The following is a 22,053-nucleotide window of genomic DNA, read 5'->3' as shown; positions in this document are numbered from 1 at the left end:
TAAACAGCACCGGTTGTGTCACGCTTTATCGCATCAGATAGCGACGGGCGCTTTGATGCCCGGATGTGGGTCGTAGCCCTCAATTTCGAAATCATCAAAGCGGTAATCGAAGATTGATGCCGGTTTGCGCTTGATAACCAGCTTCGGCAGCGCACGCGGTTCGCGCGTCAGCTGGAGATGCGTCTGTTCCATATGGTTGCTGTAAAGATGGGTATCCCCTCCGGTCCAGACAAAATCACCCACTTCCAGATCGCACTGCTGCGCCATCATGTGGACCAACAGCGCATAGCTGGCAATGTTAAACGGCAGGCCGAGGAACACGTCACAGGAGCGCTGGTAGAGCTGGCAGGAGAGCTTCCCATCCGCCACATAGAACTGGAAGAACGCATGGCACGGTGCCAGCGCCATTTTATCCAGCTCGCCGACGTTCCAGGCGGAAACGATGATGCGGCGCGAGTCCGGATCGTTTTTCAGCTGGTTCATCACGGTGGTGATCTGGTCAATATGGCGGCCATCAGGCGTTGGCCATGCGCGCCACTGCTTGCCGTAAACCGGGCCCAGGTTGCCATTTTCATCTGCCCATTCGTCCCAGATTGAGACGTTATTTTCGTGCAGATACGCTATGTTGGTATCGCCTTGCAGGAACCAGAGCAGTTCATGAATGATCGAGCGCAGGTGGCAGCGCTTTGTCGTCACCAGAGGGAAGCCTTCCTGCAGGTTGAAGCGCATCTGGTGGCCAAAAATGGAGAGCGTACCGGTGCCGGTGCGGTCGTTTTTCGGCGTGCCCTCGTCGAGCACTTTTTTCATCAATTCAAGATACTGTTTCATGGTTCCTCAGGAAATTTGTTGCTGTGGACGACGACGATACGCCCAAATCATCATAATGGCACCCGCGACAATCATCGGTATGGAGAGGATCTGCCCCATGCTGATGTACTGTACCCATTCGCCGGTAAACTGTGCGTCTGGCTGACGGAAGAACTCGACGATAATACGGAATGCGCCGTAGCCAATAAGGAACAGGCCGGAGACAGCGCCCATCGGACGCGGTTTGCGGATAAACAGGTTGAGAATGATAAACAGCACCACGCCTTCCAGCGCCAGCTCGTACAGCTGAGACATATGGCGCGGCAGAACGCCGTAGGTATCGAAAATGGACTGCCACTCCGGATGTGATGGCAGCAGCGCGATATCTTCCGCGCGGGAGCCCGGGAAGAGCATCGTGTAAGGCACGCTCGGGTCGACGCGGCCCCACAGCTCACCGTTGATAAAGTTACCCAGACGACCGGCACCCAGACCAAACGGGATCAGCGGCGCGATAAAATCCGAAACCTGGAAGAAGTTGCGTTTGGTGCGTTTGGCAAAAATCACCATCACCAGGATCACCCCAATCAGGCCGCCGTGGAAGGACATGCCGCCGTCCCAGACGCGGAACAGGTAGAGGGGATCGTTCAGGAATACAGGGAAGTTATAGAACAGCACGTACCCAATACGGCCACCGAGGAACACGCCGAGGAAGCCCGCATAGAGCAGGTTTTCAACTTCGTTTTTCGTCCAGCCGCTGCCGGGACGACTGGCGCGACGGCCAGCGAGCCACATGGCAAAAATGAAGCCCACCAGGTACATCAGACCGTACCAGTGAAGCGAAACAGGTCCTACTGAGAAAATGACCGGATCAAATTCCGGAAAATGCAGATAACCACTGTTCATCTGTCACCACAAGATGTTGTTATTCCGCTGAAAGTGGACAGCGGTAGAAATGCGATTCTGCCGTAAGCAGAGGCTCCAAAGTTGCGAATCATAGCATAAGGCGGGCGCGGAGGATGCGCCAGAGATGTAAAAGATGTGTATAGGGTGTTATGCCCGCTGGTGCCCTCTCCCACCGGGAGAGGGAGAAAGACGATTAGCGGCCGCCGCGGATCAGGCCGCCCATACCGCGTCGTTCCATAAACGCCGCGACCTGGTGACGAACCTCAGCAGCCAGCTGCGCCTCAAGGCTGCGTTCTGCCAGTTCGCGAGCATCATTGATGTCGATATGTCGCAGCAGGTATTTCACGCGAGCGACGGCGCGACCGTTCATCGACAGATGGCGGTATCCCAGACCAATAAGGATCGCAACGCACATGGAATCCCCGGCCATTTCACCGCACAGGCGTAAATCAATGCCGTACTGCTCCGCTTCACGGGCAATCATCGCTAACGCGCGAATGATCGCCGGATGCAGGCTGTCGTAGATACTGGCGACGCGGGTATTGTTGCGGTCGACGGCCAGAATATATTGCGTCAGGTCGTTGGTGCCGACAGAGATAAAATCAACACGGCTTGCCAGCTGCGGCAGCATAAAGACCATAGACGGCACTTCAAGCATCACGCCGATCCGCGGTTTCGGGATCGCATAGCCGATCATCTCTTCCACTTCACGCCCGGCACGTTCGATCAGCCGCCGCGACTCGTCGATCTCATCAATGCTTGTGACCATCGGCAGCAGGATGCTGAGATTGCCCGTCGCCGCGTTGGCGCGCAGCATCGCACGCACCTGGATCAGGAAGATCTCCGGCTGATCGAGCGTTATGCGGATCCCACGCCAGCCCAGGCACGGGTTTTCTTCGCTGATCGGCATATAGGGCAGCTGTTTATCCGCCCCGACATCCAGGGTACGCAGGGTGACAGGTTTGTCGTTAAACATCTGCAGCATCCCCTGATACTGCGCCACCTGCTCCTCTTCGGAGGGGAAACCGCTCTGCAGCATGAACGGGATTTCAGTACGGTATAGGCCAATGCCGTCGATGCGGCTGCCCAGCTTTTCTTCATGCTCAGGGCTTAAACCGGCGTTGAGCATGACTTTGATACGCTCGCCGCTCTTAAGCTGTGCGGGCAGGTTGACGTCATCTTCCGCCAGCTTGCTTAATTCATTCTCTTCGCTGATAAGACGCTGGTATTCCTGGAGCAGAACCGGCTCAGGATCGACCAGCAGCTCACCGCGATAGCCGTCGACCACCAGCGTACGTCGGTGCAGTACCGACGGCTGAATGTCCGCCCCCATAACGGTAGGGATACCCAGCGCGCGCACCATAATGGCGGCGTGTGAGTTGGCGGCACCATCGCGCACCACGACACCGGCCAGCCTGTCCTGCGGCAGTTCAGCCAGCGTGGTTGCCGACAGTTCATCGGCGACCAGAACAAACCGTTGAGGCCAGGCATTCGGCCCCTGAATGGTGTCATCAAGATGGAACAGCAGACGTTGTCCCAGGGCCCGGAGATCTCCAGCCCGCTCTTTCAGGTAACCGTCGGTCAATGCCGCAAATTGGTCGGCAAATTTCTCGATAACCTTCTTAACGGCCCACTCCGCGACCGAGCCTTTATCCACTTCAGCAAAAAGCTCACGACGCAGACGCGCATCGGAAAGCAGGTGCGAATAGAGGTCGAAAATGGCCGCCGTCTCTTTTTGCGCACCTGCGGCAAAACGCTTGCTGTAACGACGAAATTCATTCGCCGCCTCTTCCAGCGCGGCGGTAAGACGCTCGCGCTCAAGCGCTTCATCAAGCGTTGAGGCTTCGTAAACCTGCTCCATTAACGGCAGCGTGGCGTCCATCCAGCCTTCAGCAATCGCTACGCCAGGCGATGCCGGAAGGGCACGAATGCGCGTATGGCGATACTGACCAAAGAGCGCGGCAAGCTGAGACTGGGAGAGGATCGCCGCCATCTGCGTGGCCAGCGTGACGAGGAAAGACTCCTCGCTTTCGTCATACTGACGTAGCTCACGCTGCTGGACGACCAGCACGCCGAGCAGCTGGCGACGCTGGATAATCGGTACGCCAAGGAAAGCGCGGAAGCGCTCTTCTTTTACGGAAGGGATGTATTTAAAGCTGGGGTGTTTTTGCGCGTCAGCAAGGTTGATGGGTTCAGCCAGCCGCCCAACCAGACCGACGATACCCTCATCAAATGCGAGCGTTACGGTGCGTCCACGTGGCTTCTTCAAACCACGGGTCGCCATCAGGTAATAGCAGCGCCGATCGTGGTCGGCCAGATACACCGAACAGACCTCGGTCTCCATCGCAAGACAGATGTCGGTGACCAGAATATTCAGCGCCTCGTTCAGACGCGGAGCGCTGGCCACCTTCTCGACTATTTCTCGCAAGCGGGTGAGCATGATTTGCGTAGCTTAACCTCTTTTACGTCGCCAGGCAGGTGCGCTCTGCGGCTTAGGCGGGATCTCCTGAAGCTGCATTACCACACTTGCAAACTCTTTCATCACCCTACGGTAAACATCGCGTTTAAATGACACGACCTGACGAACAGGATACCAATAGCTCACCCAGCGCCAGCCATCGAACTCCGGCGTACTGCTGGTTTGCATATTGATGTCTGAATCGTTGCCCACCAACTGCAACAGAAACCACTTCTGTTTCTGGCCGATACAAACCGGCTTTGTGTCCCAACGCACCAAACGTTTCGGTAACTTGTAACGCAACCAGTTGCGGGTCGAAGCCAGGATGCGAACATCTTTTCGGCTCAAACCGACCTCTTCAAAAAGCTCCCGGTACATCGCTTGTTCTGGGGACTCTCCCGGATTGATCCCACCTTGCGGGAACTGCCAGGAGTGCTGACCATATCGCCGGGCCCACATTACCTGGCCCTGACGATTACAAATTACTATTCCTACGTTCGGGCGGTAGCCATCGTCATCAATCACCGGACTACCCCAAACTAAACCTTATATATGAATGATTGTTTCACACTACAGGGAGGCGGTAAACCACTCTCTTACAGGGCTGCAACCTAATAACATTTGAATAACTCACAAATAAGTGCTGAGTTATAAACAGATGAGAGGCAGTGAAGGGAATTTTATTCACCTTTTCTGTGGATATAGTTGTGAAGAAGTGTCTAATTACCGATGAACAACCTCAAACAATGCCGTCCCCCCCTTTTTAGCGCAATTCAATAATGCAATTATTTTCATATAGTTAAATGTATTTTCATGAGCACAAAACAGAATAGCGTGACGATCGTCACATCAGGGATCGTCGCGCTGATGAAAGATCGAACAGCGTCGGTTTTATCCACAGATTGTGCCAATAAGTTAGTCACAATTTGTTTGAAATTTCGATTTTCCTCGCACGTCAAGGCTGTAAATTGAAACAGTAGTCAGGGTTATGCCCAGTTATCCCATTTTTCTGTGGATAACATGGTGTAAGATCCTGTTCATTGTCAGTGACCAGATTTGAACAACCCGTTTTCCGACTCTGGTGAAACGATTTCAAACCAGTAAAAAAACATATAAATCATGCACATGGAATATTCGTACAGAAATAGTTAAACTCTATCCACAGGGGACAATTTCTTCGTTTATTTTTTAATCAAAAGGTTACCATCATGCATCCGCTTACACCCTTGCTCTCACCGCCGTCCAGCGAGGGCCAGTTGCTACAGCAGGCACAGCGTCTTGCAGGCTTTTCGCTTGGCGAGCTGGCGGCAATGGCAGGGCTTCAGATCCCGAAGGATCTTAAGCGGGATAAAGGCTGGATCGGCATGCTGCTTGAACTATGGCTGGGTGCCAGCGCAGGGAGCAAACCTGAGCAGGATTTTGCCGCACTTGGCGTGGAGTTAAAAACTATCCCTGTAGACAGCCAGGGCAAGCCGCTTGAGACCACTTTTGTCTGCGTTGCGCCATTAACCGGCAATACCGGCGTGACGTGGGAAACCAGTCACGTTCGCCACAAGCTGAAGCGCGTATTATGGGTACCGGTTGAAGGTGAGCGTCAGATCCCCCTGGCTGACCGTCGCGTTGGCGCACCGCTGCTCTGGAGCCCGGACGAGGATGAAGAGCATCAGCTGCGCCTGGACTGGGAAGAGCTGATGGACATGATTGTGCTTGGGCAGGTAGAGCGCATCACCGCCCGACACGGAGAAGTGTTACAGCTGCGTCCGAAAGCAGCCAACAGTAAAGCACTTACCGAGGCAATCGGCGCGCAGGGTGAACCGATACTGACGTTGCCGCGCGGTTTTTATCTCAAAAAGAATTTCACCGGCGCGCTCCTGGCACGTCATTTCCTGTTAAAAACATAGTTTTTTACTTATTTTGCGAGCTCTCAAACATAATCGACTGCTTTTTAAGATTTTACCGCTTCCTCAAGTCGCCATATCGGGTTAATACTAGATTATGATTTGATACAAGCCAGATGAGGACGATAACGATGAAAAAATGGGCAGTATTAGTGTCAGCAGTCGGTTTAGCGTTTGCCGTATCGGGCTGTAGCAGCGATTACGTCATGGCGACAAAAGATGGTCGAATGATCCTGACCGATGGCAAACCCGAAGTCGACGATGATACCGGTCTGGTCAGCTACCGCGACCAGGAAGGCAATAAAATGCAGATCAATCGCGACGAAGTATCGCAAATTATCGAGCGATAATCAGAGAGAGGTCAGTCGCTTGCTGGCCTTTTTGATTTTTTTTCTTCCCCTTTTGCTTCCCCTCTGCCATGTTTATATTCCTTTGTCGGGCACGCCCTGACGCGGTCTATAAGTCTACTGAGGAAGCCGGCTATGCATTATCACCGTATCCCCCACAGCGCTCTGGAAATAAGCCAACTGGGGTTGGGCACGATGACATTTGGTGAACAAAACAGCGAAGCCGATGCCCATGCACAACTCGATTACGCCGTCAGCCAGGGCATTAACCTGATTGATGTTGCAGAAATGTACCCAGTTCCGCCACGCCCTGAAACGCAGGGACTTACCGAAACTTACGTCGGTAACTGGCTGGCAAAGCGCGGCAACCGTGAAAAGCTGGTGATTGCCTCAAAAGTCAGTGGCCCCGCGCGCAATAACGATACCGGGATCCGTCCGAACCAGATCCTCGATCGCAAGAATATCCGCGCCGCTCTGGATGCCAGCCTGAAGCGCCTGCAAACCGACTATCTCGACCTCTACCAGGTGCACTGGCCGCAGCGACCAACCAACTGCTTTGGCAAGCTCGGATACAGCTGGAATGAGAGCGCCCCCACCGTGACGCTGCTGGAAACGCTGGAAGCGCTGACCGAGTGCCAGCGCGCGGGAAAAATCCGCTACATTGGCGTATCTAACGAAACGGCCTTTGGGGTCATGCGCTATCTGCACCTGGCGGATAAGCACGATCTGCCGCGTATTGTGACTATCCAGAACCCGTACAGCTTGCTTAACCGCAGCTATGAGGTGGGTCTGGCCGAAGTGACACAGTATGAAGAGGTAGAGCTGCTCGCCTATTCCTGTCTCGGCTTCGGCACGCTGACGGGGAAATACCTGAACGGCGCGAAGCCGGCGGGGGCGCGAAATACCCTCTTTAGCCGCTTCACCCGCTACAGCGGAGAGCAGACGCAGAAAGCCGTTGCTGCCTATGTGGATATCGCAAAGCGTCACGGTCTTGACCCTGCACAGATGGCGCTGGCCTTCGTGCGTCGTCAGCCGTTTGTTGCCAGCACCCTGCTGGGCGCGACCACGATGGAACAGCTGAAAACCAATATTGAGAGTTTCCACCTGAACCTGAGTGAAGACGTGTTAGCAGAGATTGAAGCGGTGCATCAGGTATACACTTACCCGGCACCGTAATAAAAGTAAAACGGCAACGCAGGTTGCCGTTTTAGGGGTTGCCACCTCTCCCTGCGGGAGAGGTCGGGGTGAGGACATCAGGCCTCACTTATCAACGGCGACGCTGCCAAATCCACAAGCCCGCGATCGCAATCGCAAACAGCCCGCCAAACCCGACGCCGATCCCCACCACCGGCACACCCACTTTTACCGCCAGCGAGTAGAGCCCCAGCATTAACAGCATTGCCAGGTTTTCACCCAGGTTTTGTACCGCGATAGCATTTCCCGCCCCGACGGTCTGCTTACCCCGTTCCTGCAGCAACGCGTTCAGCGGCACCACGAAGAAGCCCCCCAGAATACCAATCAGGATGAGGAGGACATACGCGGGCAATAACGCATGCTGCAGCGAGAAGATAAGCACCACGACGCCAATCAGGATCCCTGCGGGCATGCAGCGCGCTACCGTCTCGAGCGTCACCAGCTTCGCCGCCGCACCCGCCCCAACCACAATGCCGATGGCCACCATCGCATTAAGATAGGTCGGCGTCGCATTGTCCGTAATGCCCAGCGCCACCGGCACCCACAGGACCAGCAGGAAGCGCAGCGTGACGCCCGCCCCCCAGAACATACTGGTCCCCATCAGGGAGAAACGCGTTTCCCCGTTACGCCACAGCACGCGGCACGCGTTGAAGAAACTGCCGGTCATCGGTTTGAAGCGCCAGGATTGTCCCGGGCGAGCCACTGGCAGCTTCGGAATAAAGAGGTTTGCCACAACTGCCCCGCCATACACCACCGCGCAGATGCCCAGTGCCGCCAGGACATGCCAGTCGGCCAGTACGCCGCCCGCGACGGATCCGAGCAGAATAGCAGCAATGGTTGACGACTCCATCAGGCCGTTGGCTTTCACCAGCTTATCGCCCGTGGTCAGCTCTCCGAGGATGCCATACTTTGCCGGGGAGTAGGCGGCAGCGCCAATGCCCACCAGCGTGTAGCCAATAAACGGATTGAAGCCAAAGCAAATGCTGGCGGCACCCAGCAGCTTGAGACCGTTGGCAAACATCATCACCCGGCCTTTCGGGAAGCTGTCCGCTACCTGCCCTACGAACGGAGCAAAAATAATGTAAGCGCCCACAAACACCATCTGCAGGATCGGCTGACTCCAGTCGGGGTAAAACTCAGCTTTCAGCAGCGCCAGCGTGGCGAACAACAGCGCATTATCACCGAACGCAGAGAGGAACTGCGCGGCAATGACCGCCATCATGCCTTTTGAACGCAGTGAGGTGTTAGTGTGTACTGACTCACGCATTTTGCTGTTCCGCCTCTTCAACCATGCCTTTCAGGGTCACGAAATCGGGCTTCCCGCTACCCAGCACCGGGAGCTGCTTCAGGTAGCGAATGTCGCGCGGCACGGCCAGTTCAGGGATACCGTGTTCACGCGCATAGCTTAGTAACCTGTCGCGCTTAAGTTCAGCGTCGGTCGTAAACAGCACCAGCGCCTCGCCTTTGCTGACATCACTCTTCACCACCGTAGCATGCATCTTATCCGCAGACACGGCCGTTGCCAGCTGTTCGACCATTTCCAGAGAGACCATTTCACCGGCGATTTTGGCAAAGCGTTTCGCGCGTCCCTGAATCTGTACAAAGCCCTGCTCATCGAAACGGACGATATCCCCGGTGTCGTACCAGCCGGTTTCAACCTCGCCGTTGACGTTTTCCGCCGTCGGCGCTTCCAGCACGCCCGGGTTTTCCACGCGCAGATAACCGTTCATCACGTTTGGCCCTTTCAGCTGCAGACGGCCACCGTCCTCAATGCCGGGCACCGCCAGCAGACGCGCATCCATTCCCGGCAGGATTCGGCCAACCGTACCTGGTTTCGCCGCCATGGGCACGTTAATCGAGACCACGGGCGCACACTCGGTAACGCCATAGCCTTCAAGAATGCGCAGGCCAAACTTGTCCTGCCAGATCTGACGCGTGCTCTCCTGCAGTTTTTCCGCACCGGCCACCACATACCGCACGCGATAGAAGTCATACGGATTGGCGAAACGCGCATAGTTGCCCAGGAAGGTTGAGGTTCCGAACAGGACGGTGCAGTTACGGTCATAGACCAGCTCCGGCACAATGCGGTAATGCAGCGGGCTCGGGTAGAGGAACACTTCTGCGCCGGTCAGGAGCGGCGTGAATAGCCCCACCGTCAGGCCAAAGGAATGGAAAAGCGGCAGCGCCGACATAAAGCGGTCATTCGCGGTAAAGTCGGCAATGCTTTTGATCTGCTCAACGTTCGCCAGAATGCTCTTGTGGCTGTGGACGACGCCTTTCGGGTTGCCCTCCGATCCCGACGTGAAGAGGATAATCGCGTCATCTTCCGGCTGCTGTTTGACCTGCGCCAGACGCGGCATCAGAAGATGCGCAAAAATCCACAGCTTGTCGCCGGTGGTCACGTCCGCTTTCAGATCCTCCAGGAAGACCCAGCGCACCTGGGTGAGCTGCTCGGGAAGATGCCAGAGCTTGCCTTTGTCCAGGAACTGTCGGGAGGTAAAGACGGTATTAATCTGGGCTGCGGTGATGGCGCTGGTCAACCCTTTTACGCCCGCCGTGTAGTTCATCATTGCCGGGATACGGCCCCGGAAAACCGCACCGAAAATCACCGCCGCGCTAATGCCCGCATTAGGCAGCATCAGGCCAATCTTTTCGCCTTTTTTGCTGTACTTCTCCAGAATACGGCCCACAAACAGGGTTTTGGTCAGCAGTTTGCGATAGGTGTCCGGGGTAAAGTTGATGTCTTCGATACAGTTTTTCTTCGCGCCATAGCGGTACTGCGCGGATAGCAGAGATTCGTACAGCGTTTCGCGCGGGCGCACGGCCATGCGCGCTTCCATCATAATCTGGTGCAGCATTTCCCCGGCGATTTTACGGCGATCGCGGGCACGCGGCGCTTCTGGCATCGGTAACGACGTTGGCGGCAGAATATGCAGGGTTATTTTAGGGAACAGACGCTGCTTCACCAGCCCCTTCAGGCGGCTGAAATGGGTTAGCTCCGCGCCTTCAATGCGCAGCGGCACCACGGTCGCTTTTGATTTCGCTGCAACAAACCCCGCGCCGTCGTAGATTTTCATCAGCGAACCGGTCACTGAAATACGCCCTTCAGGGAAAATAACCACCGGACGCCCCTGCTCAACCAGACGCACCAGATGCTTAATCATCATCGGCTTGGTCGGGTCGAGCGGCACAAAATCAATCAGCGGCGTGAGCCAGCGCATGTACCACTGCTGGCTGATAGAGGTATAGACTGCAAACACCGGGCGCACGGGTAAAAACAGCGCCAGCAGGATGCCATCTATAAAGGAAACATGATTTGGTGTGATAAGAACGCGTTCGCCGCGAAGCGCCTGGGCATCGCCAGTGACGTGGAGGCGAAAAAGAATACGGAACAGTGTACGGAAGAACCCAAATAGCATCTCAACTCCCTTTGCCAGCCAGTGTGGAGGGTTGATAGTAAATGGTGGCAGATTACACGAGAAGTGATACGGGAGCGACAGCAAAAGTGGAGGCGAAAAAAAACCTGCGCATCCGCGCAGGTTGGTGCAAGAGATGAGTACGAAATCGTACTAAGAATTCTCACCAATCAATACCTCTGGGATCTCAACTGTATCAATCTCATTAACATCCTCGCCATCGGACAATCGCAACAGCCTGAGGCAAAGTGTAACCAAAGGTTCAGATTGACATTCTTCAGACATGACTGCGCGTGTAACGATTACACTACCAGGGTTGCCCTGCGTCACGTTTGTGGAGAGCGGAAATCCGCTCCCCTTGAATGCGCGCCGCTTTTCCGCAACACTATTTGGTGTGTAAACGCTTACCCCCAATAAGAAGGTAATGAATGGCGACAATAAAGGATGTGGCCCGTCTGGCAGGCGTGTCGGTGGCAACCGTCTCCCGCGTGATTAACGACTCCCCAAAAGCCAGTGACGCATCGCGCCAGGCGGTACAAAATGCCATGGAATCCCTGAACTATCATCCCAATGCCAATGCCCGCGCGCTCGCCCAGCAGTCCACCGAAACCATTGGGCTGGTGGTGGGTGATGTTTCCGATCCCTTTTTCGGCGCCATGGTTAAAGCGGTTGAACAGGTTTCTTATCAGACAGGTAATTTTTTGCTGATCGGCAATGGCTATCATAATGAACAAAAAGAACGCCAGGCCATTGAACAGCTGATCCGCCACCGCTGCGCGGCGCTGGTGGTTCACGCCAAAATGATCCCGGACGCCGAGTTGATTCACCTGATGAAGCAGATGCCCGGAATGGTGATCATCAACCGCATTATTCCCGGATTTGAAAAACGCTGCGTGGCCCTCGATGACCGCTACGGTGCCTGGCTTGCAACGCGGCACCTTATTCAGCAGGGCCATACCCGGATTGGCTATCTCTGTTCAAATCATCCGATTTCTGATGCAGAGGACCGCCTGCAGGGCTACTACGATGCCCTGCGTGAAAACGGGCTGCCGTGTAATGACCGCCTGGTGGCCTACGGTGAACCGGATGAGAGCGGCGGTGAACAGGCCATGACCGAGCTGCTGGGTCGCGGACGGAATTTCACGGCGGTTGCCAGCTATAACGACTCAATGGCCGCAGGTGCGATGGGGGTGTTGAATGACAACGGAATTGAGGTACCGGCAGAAATTTCGCTGATTGGCTTCGACGACGTGCTGGTCTCCCGCTACGTTCGCCCGCGGCTGACCACCGTGCGCTACCCTATCATCACCATGGCAACGCAGGCCGCGGAGCTGGCACTCGCGCTGGCTGAACAGCACCAGCCGCCGGAAATTACGCATCTGTTTAGCCCGACGCTGGTTCGTCGTCACTCCGTTGCATCGCCTGCGGAAGCGCAGAGCGAATAACGGTAGAGGTGAACCCGAGTGTTCGGGTATTCCAGACCATCACCGATGTACTGCCAGCCGTAACGTTCGTAGAAGTCGCGGCAGGCAGACCAGAGATGGAGCTCCTCATACCCGGACTGCGCTGCGTAAGCGATAACATGCTGCTGAAGTTGTCCCGCCAGCCCCTTACCTCGCGCCGCGTCGTCAACGTACAGCGCCGCCAGCCACGGACAGAGATCCTGTCGAGTGATCAAATCGCAGCGCCAGAGCCCTACCGTGCCAAGAAGCTGTTCGCCTTCAAGGGCAATAAACGTTAACGGTAGTGCCCCCGGGGTCTGACTGTGCTCAACGATGCTGTGGAAAAATTCCCGAGGAAGCCCTTCGCCAAAGGCCTGCCAGATCCAGTCGGTAACCTGCTCTGCGAAGTGTGGCGCCTTGTAAAGCGGGAGGATGACAGCCTTATTCATGTTTCACCTGCATTTTCTCATGTATTTACTGGCCTGATGCTCCAGCCCGGTTCGGTGATTATCTTACCAGAGTCAGGCTATTGAGTTTGACTTCAGGCTGGCCGGACGAATCGTTACCAAAAAGCGTGATCGTGGCAGAGTTTTTGCGCTTCCCGCATCGCTTATACGCCGCGAGGTCTGTGTTAAACTGCAAACCATTACGTGGAAGCAGGAATGTAGAATGGCAACAATGCTGGATGTCTCACTGCGTGCGGGCGTGTCGAAGGCTACCGTCTCGCGCGTGCTGAACGGCACAGGTCAGGTCAAAGAGAGTACGCGTCAGCAGGTCTTTGCTGCGATGGAAGAGCTGGGCTATCGTCCGAACTTTCTCGCGCGCTCGCTGGCTAACCAGACCAGCAACAGCATTGGTCTGGTCGTCTCGACCTTTGACGGCTTTTATTTTGGCCGCCTTCTCCAGCAGGCGTCGCGGCAGACCGAAACTCACGGCAAACAGCTGATCGTCACCGACGGTCACGACGCGCCGGAACAGGAAGAACAGGCGGTGCAGATGCTGGCCGATCGCCAGTGCGATGCCATCGTGCTTTACACGCGCTACATGAGCGAAAAAGCGATCGTCAAACTGATGAACACCGTGAAAACGCCGCTGGTGGTCATTAACCGTGAAGTGAGCCAGGCGCCGGATCGCTGCGTGTTCTTCGAACAGCAGGATGCCGCATTCAAGGCCGTGGATTACCTGATCGGCCAGGGCCATCGGGAGATCGCCTGTATCACCGTCCCGATCCACACTCCCACGGGTAAAGCGCGGCTGATGGGCTATCGCAAGGCGCTGGAAAAGCATGGTATCCGTCTGGACGAGCGTCGGATAAAGTACGGCGATGCGGGAATGACGCGGGGATACGAGCTTTGCAAGGAATTGATTGCCGACGGAGTACCGTTTAGCGCCCTGTTTGCCTGTAACGACGATATGGCGCTGGGTGCGTCCAAAGCTTTGCACCAGGCGGGGCTTAAAATCCCGCAGGATATTTCACTGTTCGGCTTTGACGATGCCCCAAGCGCGAAATGGCTGGAGCCTGCGCTCTCATCGGTTTATCTGCCCATCGACAATATGATTGTCACGGCCATCGATCAGGCGATCCGGCTGGCAAAAAACCAGCCGGTCGATGCCATCCCGCCGTTTACCGGCACGCTGGTCTTACGCGATTCGGTCACAACGGGGCCGTACTTTAATCAGATGAGTTCTAAAGCCAGCAGTTCCTGAATGGTCTGGCGACGGCGGATCAGCCGCGCTTTACCGTTATCAAACAGCACTTCCGGCAGCAGCGGGCGGCTGTTGTAGTTAGATGACATAGATGCCCCGTAGGCACCGGTGTCATGCAGCACAAGATAATCGCCCGGTTTGACCTCTGGCAGCGCTCGGGTCTCCACTTTGCCGCCCTCCTGCTGGGTGAACACGTCGCCCGATTCGCACAGCGGCCCCGCAACGACCGTCTCAACGCGCGGCCCCTGCGTTAAATCACGGCCGTCAGCAGCCAGGGCGGTAATGTGGTGATAGCTGCCGTACATGGACGGACGCATCAAATCGTTAAAGCCTGCGTCAATCAAGACGAAGTGGCGAGAGCCCATCTCTTTCACGCTGCGTACCTGCGAAACCAGCACGCCGGCTTCCGCCACCAGGAAACGACCCGGCTCAATTTCCAGCTTCACCGCATGGCCCAGATGCGCGGCGATTTGGTCACGCGCGGCGCTCCACAGACCGTAATAGTGATCGGTATCGATCGCCTCTTCCCCTTCGCGATAAGGAATAGAGAGACCGCCGCCCGCAGAGATCGCCTCCAGATCCTGACCGAAGTCGACAACCTGGCGCACCATCGCGCCGCACACCTGCTCCAGGTGGCCGTAATCCACGCCAGAGCCAATATGCATATGAATACCCACCAGCTTCAGGCCGTAGCGCTGTAATACCTCCAGCGCGGCAGGCATATCGGCATACCAGATCCCGTGCTTGCTATTTTCGCCGCCGGTATTGGTTTTTTGGCTGTGGCCGTGACCAAAGCCCGGATTCACCCGCAGCCAGACGCGATGGCCGGGAGATACCTGACCCAGCTGCTCCAGCATATCCACAGAACCGGCATTCACCGGGATCTGCAGCTCGTGAACGCGCGCCAGCGTCGCGTCGTCGATCACATCGGCGGTAAAGACGATCGCGTCGCCGTCAGCTTTCGGATCGTATCCGGCCGCCAGCGCGCGTTCGATTTCGCCAAGCGAGACGGAGTCGACCTTCACGCCCTGCTCACGCATCAGGCGCAGAATATGGATATTGGAGCAGGCCTTCTGGGCAAAACGCACCACGTCAAACTGATGCAGGGCGGCGATCTTCTCGCGGACAATCTGCGCGTCGTAGACCCACACCGGACAGCCAAATTCGGCAGGCAGGCGCAGCAGGTTGTCGGCGTTCAAATCGGTATCAGTCTGGTTCAGCGGGCGTGGCATGGTCTTCTCCGGATAAATGCGTTTTGATGATTACGCCACAGCGCAAAGAGAATAAAAAATATCGTTTTATCGCGAGTCTATGCAAAAATGATATGGACAGTTCTCTGCTTTCAGGTGCCCTATGCCCGCCGTCAATTTACGCCACATCGAGATTTTTCACGCCGTGATGACCACCGGCAATCTCACCGAAGCCGCACAGATGCTGCATACCTCGCAGCCGACGGTGAGCCGCGAGCTGGCCCGCTTCGAGAAAGTGCTGGGGCTGAAGCTGTTCGAACGCACCCGGGGCAGGCTTCACCCTACGGTGCAGGGACTACGCCTGTTCGAGGAAGTTCAGCGCTCCTGGTACGGGCTGGACAGAATAGTGAGTGCAGCCGAAAGCCTGCGCGAGTTTCGCCAGGGCGAGCTATCGATCGTCTGCCTGCCCGTCTTCTCGCAATCTTTTTTACCGATGCTGCTGCAGCCCTTTCTGGCGCGATACCCGGAGGTCAGCCTCACCATCGTGCCTCAGGAATCTCCCCTGCTTGAAGAGTGGCTTTCGGCTCAGCGCCATGATTTAGGCCTAACCGAAAACCTCTCAACGCCAGCAGGCACGGCGCGCACGGAGTTACTTTCGTTAGATGAAGTGTGCGTTCTGCCCGCCGGGCATCGGCTTGCCGGTAAGGCGGTGCTCACGCCAGAGGACTTCCACGGGGAAAACTACATTAGCCTGTCGCAGACCGACAGCTACAGACAGCTGCTGGATACCCTGTTTGCCGAGCATCAGGTCAAACGGCGAATGGTGGTGGAAACGCACAGCGCGGCTTCAATTTGCGCGATGGTGCGAGCGGGCATCGGCGTCGCGGTGGTGAATCCGCTTACGGCGCTGGATTATGCGGAAAGTGGAATTGTTGTGCGTCGGTTTAGCGTCTCAGTTCCTTTTACCGTTAGCCTAATCCGCCCATTGCATCGTCCGGCGTCGGCGCTGGTGGAGGCGTTTAGCGAACATCTGCAGGGAGGGCTAAGTATGTTGGCGGGACAGCTAAATAAGATGTTGAATCAGACGCCCCGCTAAACAGCGGGCGTCTGAAAACTCAGTTAAAACGTTTCGCAATGGCCGCAACACGCTCGCCGAATTTAACAGCGGTTTGCAGATCGCCGCTGGCAATGGCGCCAGCATCAGCATCCGATGGAGACTGCACCAGCAAACCTACTGAACCGCCCAGATTATTAATGTCCTGACGGGTTGCCGCGAGAGTATTTGACGGCGGCAGCCCCAGGCTCACCCAGATCCCACCGTGCTGAGAGGCTAGCGTTTGCAGGTATTGCAACGATACCTGCTTATCACCGTTCAGGCTGGCGCTGTTGCTGAAGCCCGCGAACACTTTGTCCTGCCAGCTACGCACGAACCAGGCTTTAGAGGTCGCGTCAGCGAATTTCTTAAACTGCCACGGTACGCTTCCCATGTAGGTTGGCGCGCCAAAAATAATCGCTTTGGCATCGTTGAGTTTTTGCCAGTCGCTTTCCTGAATATCGCCATTACTGTCAATGGCGATAAGCTCAGCCTGCGCGCCCTCAGCGACAGTTTCAGCAACGCGTTTGGTATGGCCGTAGCCAGAATAATAGATAACTACAACGCTCATGATAGATCTCCTGATGCAATATTGCCTTGTGAGTCAAACGATTAAGACGACTTTAAAATTGCTCTGCGAGCCCGTTGCCATTTTCGGTTCCCTGGTATCAAATAGAAACCTTACGTCGTTTTATACACGCAAACATTCACGGGCGTAAGAAGGCACCTTTACCTCACCAGGTTACCTCGAGGGAACCACCATGACCCATACAGCAGTTCTGAAAAAGGAGATGCCTCCTTACAACGTGTTCGATGAGCGCTGCCCGACCCGCGGCGTGCTGACGCGTATCGCCGATAAGTGGGCACTGTTAATCCTTGCGCGTCTGGAGAAGGGACCGATGCGCTTTAGTCATCTTCAACGCGATATTCAGCGAATCACCAAAAAGGTGCTGACCCAGTCTTTACGCAAGCTGGAACGTGATGGGCTGGTGTCGCGAAAGATATTCGCCACGGTACCTGTAACAGTCGAGTACAGCCTGACACCGCTTGGCCAGACATTAACCGAAACGGTGACGGTGCTGGCGCACTGGGTGGAAAATAATATTGATGCTATTGTGGCGGCGCAATCCGCCTATGACGCCGCCAACACGTAAACCAGAACGGGTGCTCAGGACAGCATAAACGCCACGGCATCCGCAGCATGGATAGCGGTGGTATCAAATACCGGAAGAGGGCTTCGTTCAACGGGTACCAGCAAACCGATCTCCGTGCAGCCGAAGATCACCCCTTCGGCCCCCTGCTGCGCGAGTTTATCGATAACGCTGACGTAATACGCGCGGGAAGATTCGCTGAAGGTACCGAGGCAGAGCTCGTCAAAGATAATCTGATTGATGCGCGCCCGATCGTCTTCATCCGGGATCAGGCTCTCGATCCCAAATTCACTGTGCAAACGTCCGCGATAAAAATCCTGCTCCATGGTGTAGCGTGTACCCAAAAGCGCTACGCGGCGCATCCCGGATGCCGCAATCACACGCCCGGTCGCGTCCGCGATATGCAAAAACGGCAGCGAGCAGCGGCCCTCAATATGCGACGCCACTTTGTGCATGGTATTGGTACAAAGCACTATACCCTCGGCGCCAGCACGCTCCAGCCCAAGCGCCGCCTGGGCCAGGATCTCCCCGGCTTTATCCCACTCGCCGCTCGACTGGCAGGCTTCGATTTCATGAAAGTCAACGCTGTGCAGGAGCAGGCTTGCGGAATGCAGACCACCCAGACGCTGCTTCACCCCTTCGTTAATCAGGCGATAATAAGGGATTGTCGATTCCCAGCTCATTCCACCTAACAGGCCGATCGTTTTCATCATCCCTCCTTTTCGTTGATTTCTTCTTTTAACACATCCGGTGCCAATAAAAAAAGGCGCTGCATTCAGCGCCTTTTAAACAAACATTGGTTATCCCCTGCATACGTTGGGCCAGGTAAACGGGCAATACGATCACACGCCGATGTTTCGCAGTTTCTCTCCGGCCATCAGCTTGCGCTCGATGTGTTCCAGCGTCACGCCTTTGGTTTCCGGGATCAGCCAGAACGTGACGCCAATAAACGCCACGTTCAGCACGGTATAGAGCCAGAACGTTCCCGCTGCGCCAATCGCGTCCAGCAGCGTCAGGAACGTCGCGCCGATGATCATGTTCGATACCCAGTTGGTGGTCGTAGAACAGGTGATGCCAAAGTCGCGGCATTTGAGCGGCTGAATTTCGGAGCACAGGATCCAGACCACCGGCGCGGCGCTCATCGCGTAGCCTGCGATACACATCATGGTCATCCCGACAGAAAGCCAGGAAAGCCCGCTTGAGGCCGTACCGTTATCAAACTGCATCAGGCAGTAGCCCAGGATCAGCGTGCCGAGCGCCATCACGCTGAAGCCAATTTTCAGCGCAGGTTTACGGCCCGCCTTGTCCACGGTGAACACGGCAATAAAGGTGGCGAACATGAAGGTCAGCCCGACCACCAGGGTCGCGATCATCTGCTGTTCCGTGGTGGTAAACCCGGCCATTTTGAAAATCCGCGGCGCGTAGTACATGATGATGTTCATGCCGGTGAACTGCTGCATCGCCTGCAGCAGCATGCCGAGGAAGACCGCCCGGCGCACGTTGCGGTTGATTTTAAACAGCGCCCAGCCTCCCTGCTTCAGCTTCAGGCTTTCGCGGATCTCGTTCAGCTCTTCGCGAGCTTTTTCTGAGGTATCGCGCAGCATGCGCAGCACCTCTTCCGCCTCCACGTGGCGCCCTTTTTGCGCCAGCCAGCGCGGGCTGTTTGGCAGGAAAATCACCAGGACGATCAGCACCAGCGCCGGTAAGGCCAGCACGCCCAGCATCGCGCGCCAGTTGCCGCTGTAGCTGAAGTAGGTGTCAGACAGAAACGCCAGCACAATACCCAGCGTGACCATCAGCTGATACATGCTGATCATCTTGCCGCGCACGTTTTCGCTCGCCATTTCGGAGAGATAAAGCGGCGCGGTGTAGGACGCAATCCCCACCGCCACGCCCAGCAGCACGCGGGAAAGCAGCAGGATTTCAACGTTAGCGGCAAACGCCGAGCCAATGGAGCCGGCAACGAACAGAATTGCCCCGACCATCAGGCTGTATTTGCGCCCCAGACGAAACGACAACCAGCCGTTGAACAGCGCGCCGATGGCCGCACCGAGCATCATGCTGCTCACCACCCACTCCTGCAGGCGACTGCTGAGGGTAAAGTGATCGGTAATAAACGGTAATGCGCCGGCAATAACGCCGATATCCAGTCCAAATAACAGGCCCGCCACGGCGGCGGCAATGGAGACAAACTGGTTCATGCGGCGAGTATCACGCAGCGCAGCGGGCATTAGGGTAGAGTCATTTATCGATGTCATATTTTTCCTGCCTCAACAGCAAAATTAGTTAAATGAAATTACGAGAAAGCGAGGAAAAGTGTCAGGTGGGAAAAGGTGAAGATATGGATTATTTCGCTGCGACATAGCGATCTGTGATGGACATTACAATTTCAACTAACGCTTAATAATCACGTTATTTTACTAATGCATTAATTTTTCAGAATTAAAAGTGTGACGGATGTCGTTCATGATTTTTTAGTATGGATTTTTCGTGTTTACCCATATGGACTTTGACAATTTTTGAGCAAAAAAACCTCCGCCCGAAAGCAGAGGTCCAGACCCGATGCGGGTTATCGCGCCAGCCAGCCGCCATCAACCGCCACGGTGTAGCCGTTGATATAGTCCGATGCCGACGAGGCCAGAAACACTACCGGCCCCATCAGATCGCCCGGCAGACCCCAGCGCCCCGCCGGAATACGGTCAAGTATTTCCGCGCTGCGCTGCTCGTCTGCGCGCAGCTGCTGCGTGTTGTTGGTCGCCATGTAACCCGGCGCAATGGCATTCACATTGATATTATGTTTCGCCCACTCGTTTGCCAGCAGGCGGGTCACGCCCATCACGGCGCTTTTGGACGCGGTGTAAGACGGCACGCGGATTCCCCCCTGGAACGAGAGCATAGAGGCAATATTCACGATCTTGCCGCCGTTCCCCTGCGCAATAAAATGCTTCGCCGCCGCCTGGGACATGAAAAATACGCTCTTGATGTTAAGGTCCATCACGTCGTCCCAGTCGCGTTCGCTGAAGTTGATCGCATCTTCACGGCGAATCAGCCCGGCGTTGTTGACCAGAATGTCGATATGACCAAATTCCGCTACCGCGCGATCCAGCAGTTCAGGAATGGTATCGATTTTACGCAGGTCGGCGGTCAGGCTCAGGAAACGGCGTCCCAGAGCCGTCACGCGCTCGATGGTTTCTGTAGGCTCAACGATATTAATCCCGACGATATCGCAGCCCGCTTCCGCCAGGCCTAACGCCATCCCCTGACCCAGCCCGGTATCACATCCGGAAACCACCGCCACTTTCCCCTGCAGGGAGAATGCATCCAGAATCATGTTTATTCCTTACTCTTTGAGAGCCTGTCACTCACAGGCAGGTTTATGCTTCACTGCCTGCGACTACCGCAGATCGCTGACCGCAACATGGTCCATATCATCAAAGACCTGGTTTTCGCCCACCATTCCCCAGATAAAGGTGTAGGCTTTTGTCCCAACGCCGGAGTGAATAGACCAGCTCGGTGAAATCACCGCCTGCTCGTTGTGCATCACGATATGGCGCGTTTCCTGCGGCTGCCCCATCATGTGGAACACGCAGGCGTCCTCATCCATATTGAAGTAGAAGTAGACTTCCATGCGGCGCTCGTGGGTATGGCATGGCATGGTGTTCCACAGGTTGCCTGGCGCAAGCTCGGTCAATCCCATACTCAGCTGGCACGTCTCCAGCACGTCCGGCACGAAGTACTTATTGATGGTGCGGCGGTTGCTGGTGAGGTTGTCGCCCAGCGTCACGGGCGCGACGTCTGCCGGGGTCACTTTTTTGGTTGGACAGGTGGCGTGAGCCGGCGCACAGTTGTAGTAAAACTTCGCAGGCCTGCTGCCGTCGATGCTGGCAAAGACCACGTCTTTCGCCCCTTTACCCACGTACAGCGCCTCGCGATGGCCAATCTCATAGCACTGTCCGTCTACGGTGATGGTGCCCGGCCCGCCGATGTTAATCACACCCAGCTCGCGACGTTCGAGGAAATAATTTACGCCCAGCTGTTTACCGACCTCGCCGCCAACGGAGACGGTTTTCGTGACGGGCATAATTCCGCCCACAATAATGCGGTCGATATGGCTGTAAACCATAGTGTACCTGTCGGCCTCGAATACCTGCTCGACTAAAAACGCATTGCGCAGCCCCTGAGTATCCAGCGTTTTGGCGTGCGCACTGTGGATGCTTTCTCTGACGTCCACGGTAACCTCCAGATGTGGTCATGCCCGAAGGCGGAAATAAACGAAACAGCGTTCCGTTTTTCATAATGAGCACATACTATCGGCATAAAGTGGGCTTTTCAATGAAATTTAAAACAACGTTTCATTTTTATTTTTGTTTATAACGGAAATGGTGTTCGGATCACAATTAAGCCGCCAGGAGAAAAAGGGCGCGAAAAAAAACCTCCCGGAGGAGGT

The 22,053-nt window shown here is 55.7% G+C and carries 20 protein-coding genes; 7 read left to right on the top strand and 13 right to left on the bottom strand.

The window, feature by feature from the left end:
• Positions 1-33: 33 nt before the first annotated feature.
• The 4 genes from thyA to rppH all read right to left on the bottom strand — a co-directional run bounded on the left by thyA (position 34) and on the right by rppH (position 4,693).
• A complete protein-coding gene (gene thyA / locus USH94_RS03500) occupies positions 34-828 on the bottom strand; it encodes a thymidylate synthase (RefSeq protein WP_111966081.1) in 795 nt (264 codons plus the stop codon).
• A gap of 6 nt (positions 829-834) precedes the next feature.
• Positions 835-1,710, bottom strand: coding sequence for a prolipoprotein diacylglyceryl transferase (lgt, locus tag USH94_RS03495; RefSeq protein WP_023309046.1), 876 nt, complete (start codon positions 1,708-1,710; stop codon positions 835-837).
• 193 nt (positions 1,711-1,903) lie between these two features.
• Positions 1,904-4,150: a phosphoenolpyruvate--protein phosphotransferase gene (gene ptsP, locus USH94_RS03490; RefSeq protein ID WP_111966082.1), complete on the bottom strand. Its 2,247-nt coding sequence runs from the start codon at positions 4,148-4,150 to the stop codon at positions 1,904-1,906.
• 12 nt (positions 4,151-4,162) lie between these two features.
• A complete protein-coding gene (rppH, locus tag USH94_RS03485) occupies positions 4,163-4,693 on the bottom strand; it encodes an RNA pyrophosphohydrolase (protein WP_013098553.1) in 531 nt (176 codons plus the stop codon).
• Between the two features lie 683 nt (positions 4,694-5,376).
• On the opposite strand from rppH, the gene mutH reads away from it, so the two are divergent.
• From mutH to USH94_RS03470, 3 genes are all read left to right on the top strand, one after another.
• A complete protein-coding gene (gene mutH, locus USH94_RS03480) occupies positions 5,377-6,069 on the top strand; it encodes a DNA mismatch repair endonuclease MutH (RefSeq protein WP_111966083.1) in 693 nt (230 codons plus the stop codon).
• Positions 6,070-6,197: 128 nt separating this feature from the next.
• On the top strand, positions 6,198-6,416 hold the full coding sequence (locus USH94_RS03475; RefSeq protein WP_008499668.1) for a YgdI/YgdR family lipoprotein: 219 nt from the start codon (positions 6,198-6,200) through the stop codon (positions 6,414-6,416).
• 132 nt (positions 6,417-6,548) lie between these two features.
• Positions 6,549-7,589 (top strand): NADP(H)-dependent aldo-keto reductase, encoded by a 1,041-nt coding sequence (locus USH94_RS03470; RefSeq protein WP_111966084.1) that lies wholly within the window; start codon positions 6,549-6,551, stop codon positions 7,587-7,589.
• Positions 7,590-7,680: 91 nt separating this feature from the next.
• Here USH94_RS03470 and lplT read toward each other — a convergent pair whose 3' ends face one another.
• Both lplT and aas read right to left on the bottom strand, forming a co-directional pair.
• A complete protein-coding gene (gene lplT / locus USH94_RS03465; RefSeq protein ID WP_111966085.1) occupies positions 7,681-8,874 on the bottom strand; it encodes a lysophospholipid transporter LplT in 1,194 nt (397 codons plus the stop codon).
• A complete protein-coding gene (aas, locus tag USH94_RS03460) occupies positions 8,867-11,026 on the bottom strand; it encodes a bifunctional acyl-ACP--phospholipid O-acyltransferase/long-chain-fatty-acid--ACP ligase (protein WP_111966086.1) in 2,160 nt (719 codons plus the stop codon). Before aas ends, lplT begins: the two co-directional genes overlap by 8 nt.
• A gap of 425 nt (positions 11,027-11,451) precedes the next feature.
• On the opposite strand from aas, the gene galR reads away from it, so the two are divergent.
• The gene (galR, locus tag USH94_RS03455; protein WP_111966087.1) at positions 11,452-12,468 is read left to right on the top strand and encodes an HTH-type transcriptional regulator GalR; all 1,017 of its coding nucleotides are present in this window, start codon (positions 11,452-11,454) and stop codon (positions 12,466-12,468) included.
• Here the strand turns inward: galR and USH94_RS03450 are convergent.
• Positions 12,429-12,914 (bottom strand): GNAT family N-acetyltransferase, encoded by a 486-nt coding sequence (locus USH94_RS03450; RefSeq protein WP_111966088.1) that lies wholly within the window; start codon positions 12,912-12,914, stop codon positions 12,429-12,431. The two genes, galR and USH94_RS03450, sit on opposite strands and share 40 nt — an antisense overlap.
• Before the next feature lie 220 nt (positions 12,915-13,134).
• Between USH94_RS03450 and USH94_RS03445 the strand changes: the two genes are divergently transcribed.
• Positions 13,135-14,172 carry a LacI family DNA-binding transcriptional regulator gene (locus USH94_RS03445; protein ID WP_111966089.1) on the top strand — a complete coding sequence of 346 codons (1,038 nt, stop codon included), beginning with the start codon at positions 13,135-13,137 and terminating at the stop codon, positions 14,170-14,172.
• Here the strand turns inward: USH94_RS03445 and lysA are convergent.
• On the bottom strand, positions 14,142-15,404 hold the full coding sequence (gene lysA, locus USH94_RS03440; protein WP_111966090.1) for a diaminopimelate decarboxylase: 1,263 nt from the start codon (positions 15,402-15,404) through the stop codon (positions 14,142-14,144). The genes USH94_RS03445 and lysA overlap by 31 nt on opposite strands.
• 121 nt (positions 15,405-15,525) lie before the next feature.
• On the opposite strand from lysA, the gene USH94_RS03435 reads away from it, so the two are divergent.
• The gene (locus USH94_RS03435) at positions 15,526-16,458 is read left to right on the top strand and encodes a LysR family transcriptional regulator (protein ID WP_111966091.1); all 933 of its coding nucleotides are present in this window, start codon (positions 15,526-15,528) and stop codon (positions 16,456-16,458) included.
• A 19-nt stretch (positions 16,459-16,477) separates the two neighbouring features.
• On the opposite strand, the gene USH94_RS03430 is transcribed toward USH94_RS03435, so the two are convergent.
• Positions 16,478-17,026, bottom strand: coding sequence for a flavodoxin family protein (locus USH94_RS03430; protein ID WP_045909897.1), 549 nt, complete (start codon positions 17,024-17,026; stop codon positions 16,478-16,480).
• A 190-nt stretch (positions 17,027-17,216) separates the two neighbouring features.
• Between USH94_RS03430 and USH94_RS03425 the strand changes: the two genes are divergently transcribed.
• On the top strand, positions 17,217-17,609 hold the full coding sequence (locus USH94_RS03425; RefSeq protein ID WP_111966092.1) for a winged helix-turn-helix transcriptional regulator: 393 nt from the start codon (positions 17,217-17,219) through the stop codon (positions 17,607-17,609).
• A 14-nt stretch (positions 17,610-17,623) separates the two neighbouring features.
• Here USH94_RS03425 and USH94_RS03420 read toward each other — a convergent pair whose 3' ends face one another.
• The 4 genes from USH94_RS03420 to kduI form a co-directional block, all read right to left on the bottom strand.
• On the bottom strand, positions 17,624-18,316 hold the full coding sequence (locus tag USH94_RS03420; protein WP_111966093.1) for an aspartate/glutamate racemase: 693 nt from the start codon (positions 18,314-18,316) through the stop codon (positions 17,624-17,626).
• A 132-nt stretch (positions 18,317-18,448) separates the two neighbouring features.
• The gene (locus tag USH94_RS03415; RefSeq protein ID WP_032660200.1) at positions 18,449-19,864 is read right to left on the bottom strand and encodes a sugar porter family MFS transporter; all 1,416 of its coding nucleotides are present in this window, start codon (positions 19,862-19,864) and stop codon (positions 18,449-18,451) included.
• Positions 19,865-20,175: 311 nt separating this feature from the next.
• Positions 20,176-20,937: a 2-dehydro-3-deoxy-D-gluconate 5-dehydrogenase KduD gene (gene kduD / locus USH94_RS03410; protein WP_111966094.1), complete on the bottom strand. Its 762-nt coding sequence runs from the start codon at positions 20,935-20,937 to the stop codon at positions 20,176-20,178.
• A 63-nt stretch (positions 20,938-21,000) separates the two neighbouring features.
• Positions 21,001-21,837: a 5-dehydro-4-deoxy-D-glucuronate isomerase gene (gene kduI / locus USH94_RS03405; protein WP_111966095.1), complete on the bottom strand. Its 837-nt coding sequence runs from the start codon at positions 21,835-21,837 to the stop codon at positions 21,001-21,003.
• Positions 21,838-22,053: the final 216 nt, after the last annotated feature.

The organism is Enterobacter sp. 148H3, from assembly GCF_034107425.1.
Lineage (GTDB): Bacteria > Pseudomonadota > Gammaproteobacteria > Enterobacterales > Enterobacteriaceae > Enterobacter > Enterobacter vonholyi.
Note: the sequence above shows the minus strand (reverse complement) of the source record. Positions and strands in the feature narration are given on the sequence as shown.

Bases quoted from the DNA above. Each gene is read 5' to 3' on its own strand.
- thyA (WP_111966081.1), bottom strand. From the start codon at position 828: ATGAAACAGTATCTTGAATTGATGAAAAAAGTGCTCGACGAGGGCACG.
- USH94_RS03415 (WP_032660200.1), bottom strand. From the start codon at position 19,864: ATGACATCGATAAATGACTCTACCCTAATGCCCGCTGCGCTGCGTGAT.
- USH94_RS03475 (WP_008499668.1), top strand. From the start codon at position 6,198: ATGAAAAAATGGGCAGTATTAGTGTCAGCAGTCGGTTTAGCGTTTGCC.
- USH94_RS03450 (WP_111966088.1), bottom strand. From the start codon at position 12,914: ATGAATAAGGCTGTCATCCTCCCGCTTTACAAGGCGCCACACTTCGCA.
- USH94_RS03445 (WP_111966089.1), top strand. From the start codon at position 13,135: ATGGCAACAATGCTGGATGTCTCACTGCGTGCGGGCGTGTCGAAGGCT.
- ptsP (WP_111966082.1), bottom strand. From the start codon at position 4,150: ATGCTCACCCGCTTGCGAGAAATAGTCGAGAAGGTGGCCAGCGCTCCG.
- USH94_RS03425 (WP_111966092.1), top strand. From the start codon at position 17,217: ATGACCCATACAGCAGTTCTGAAAAAGGAGATGCCTCCTTACAACGTG.
- USH94_RS03430 (WP_045909897.1), bottom strand. From the start codon at position 17,026: ATGAGCGTTGTAGTTATCTATTATTCTGGCTACGGCCATACCAAACGC.
- kduD (WP_111966094.1), bottom strand. From the start codon at position 20,937: ATGATTCTGGATGCATTCTCCCTGCAGGGGAAAGTGGCGGTGGTTTCC.
- mutH (WP_111966083.1), top strand. From the start codon at position 5,377: ATGCATCCGCTTACACCCTTGCTCTCACCGCCGTCCAGCGAGGGCCAG.
- lplT (WP_111966085.1), bottom strand. From the start codon at position 8,874: ATGCGTGAGTCAGTACACACTAACACCTCACTGCGTTCAAAAGGCATG.
- USH94_RS03420 (WP_111966093.1), bottom strand. From the start codon at position 18,316: ATGAAAACGATCGGCCTGTTAGGTGGAATGAGCTGGGAATCGACAATC.
- USH94_RS03470 (WP_111966084.1), top strand. From the start codon at position 6,549: ATGCATTATCACCGTATCCCCCACAGCGCTCTGGAAATAAGCCAACTG.
- lysA (WP_111966090.1), bottom strand. From the start codon at position 15,404: ATGCCACGCCCGCTGAACCAGACTGATACCGATTTGAACGCCGACAAC.
- galR (WP_111966087.1), top strand. From the start codon at position 11,452: ATGGCGACAATAAAGGATGTGGCCCGTCTGGCAGGCGTGTCGGTGGCA.
- USH94_RS03435 (WP_111966091.1), top strand. From the start codon at position 15,526: ATGCCCGCCGTCAATTTACGCCACATCGAGATTTTTCACGCCGTGATG.
- lgt (WP_023309046.1), bottom strand. From the start codon at position 1,710: ATGAACAGTGGTTATCTGCATTTTCCGGAATTTGATCCGGTCATTTTC.
- aas (WP_111966086.1), bottom strand. From the start codon at position 11,026: ATGCTATTTGGGTTCTTCCGTACACTGTTCCGTATTCTTTTTCGCCTC.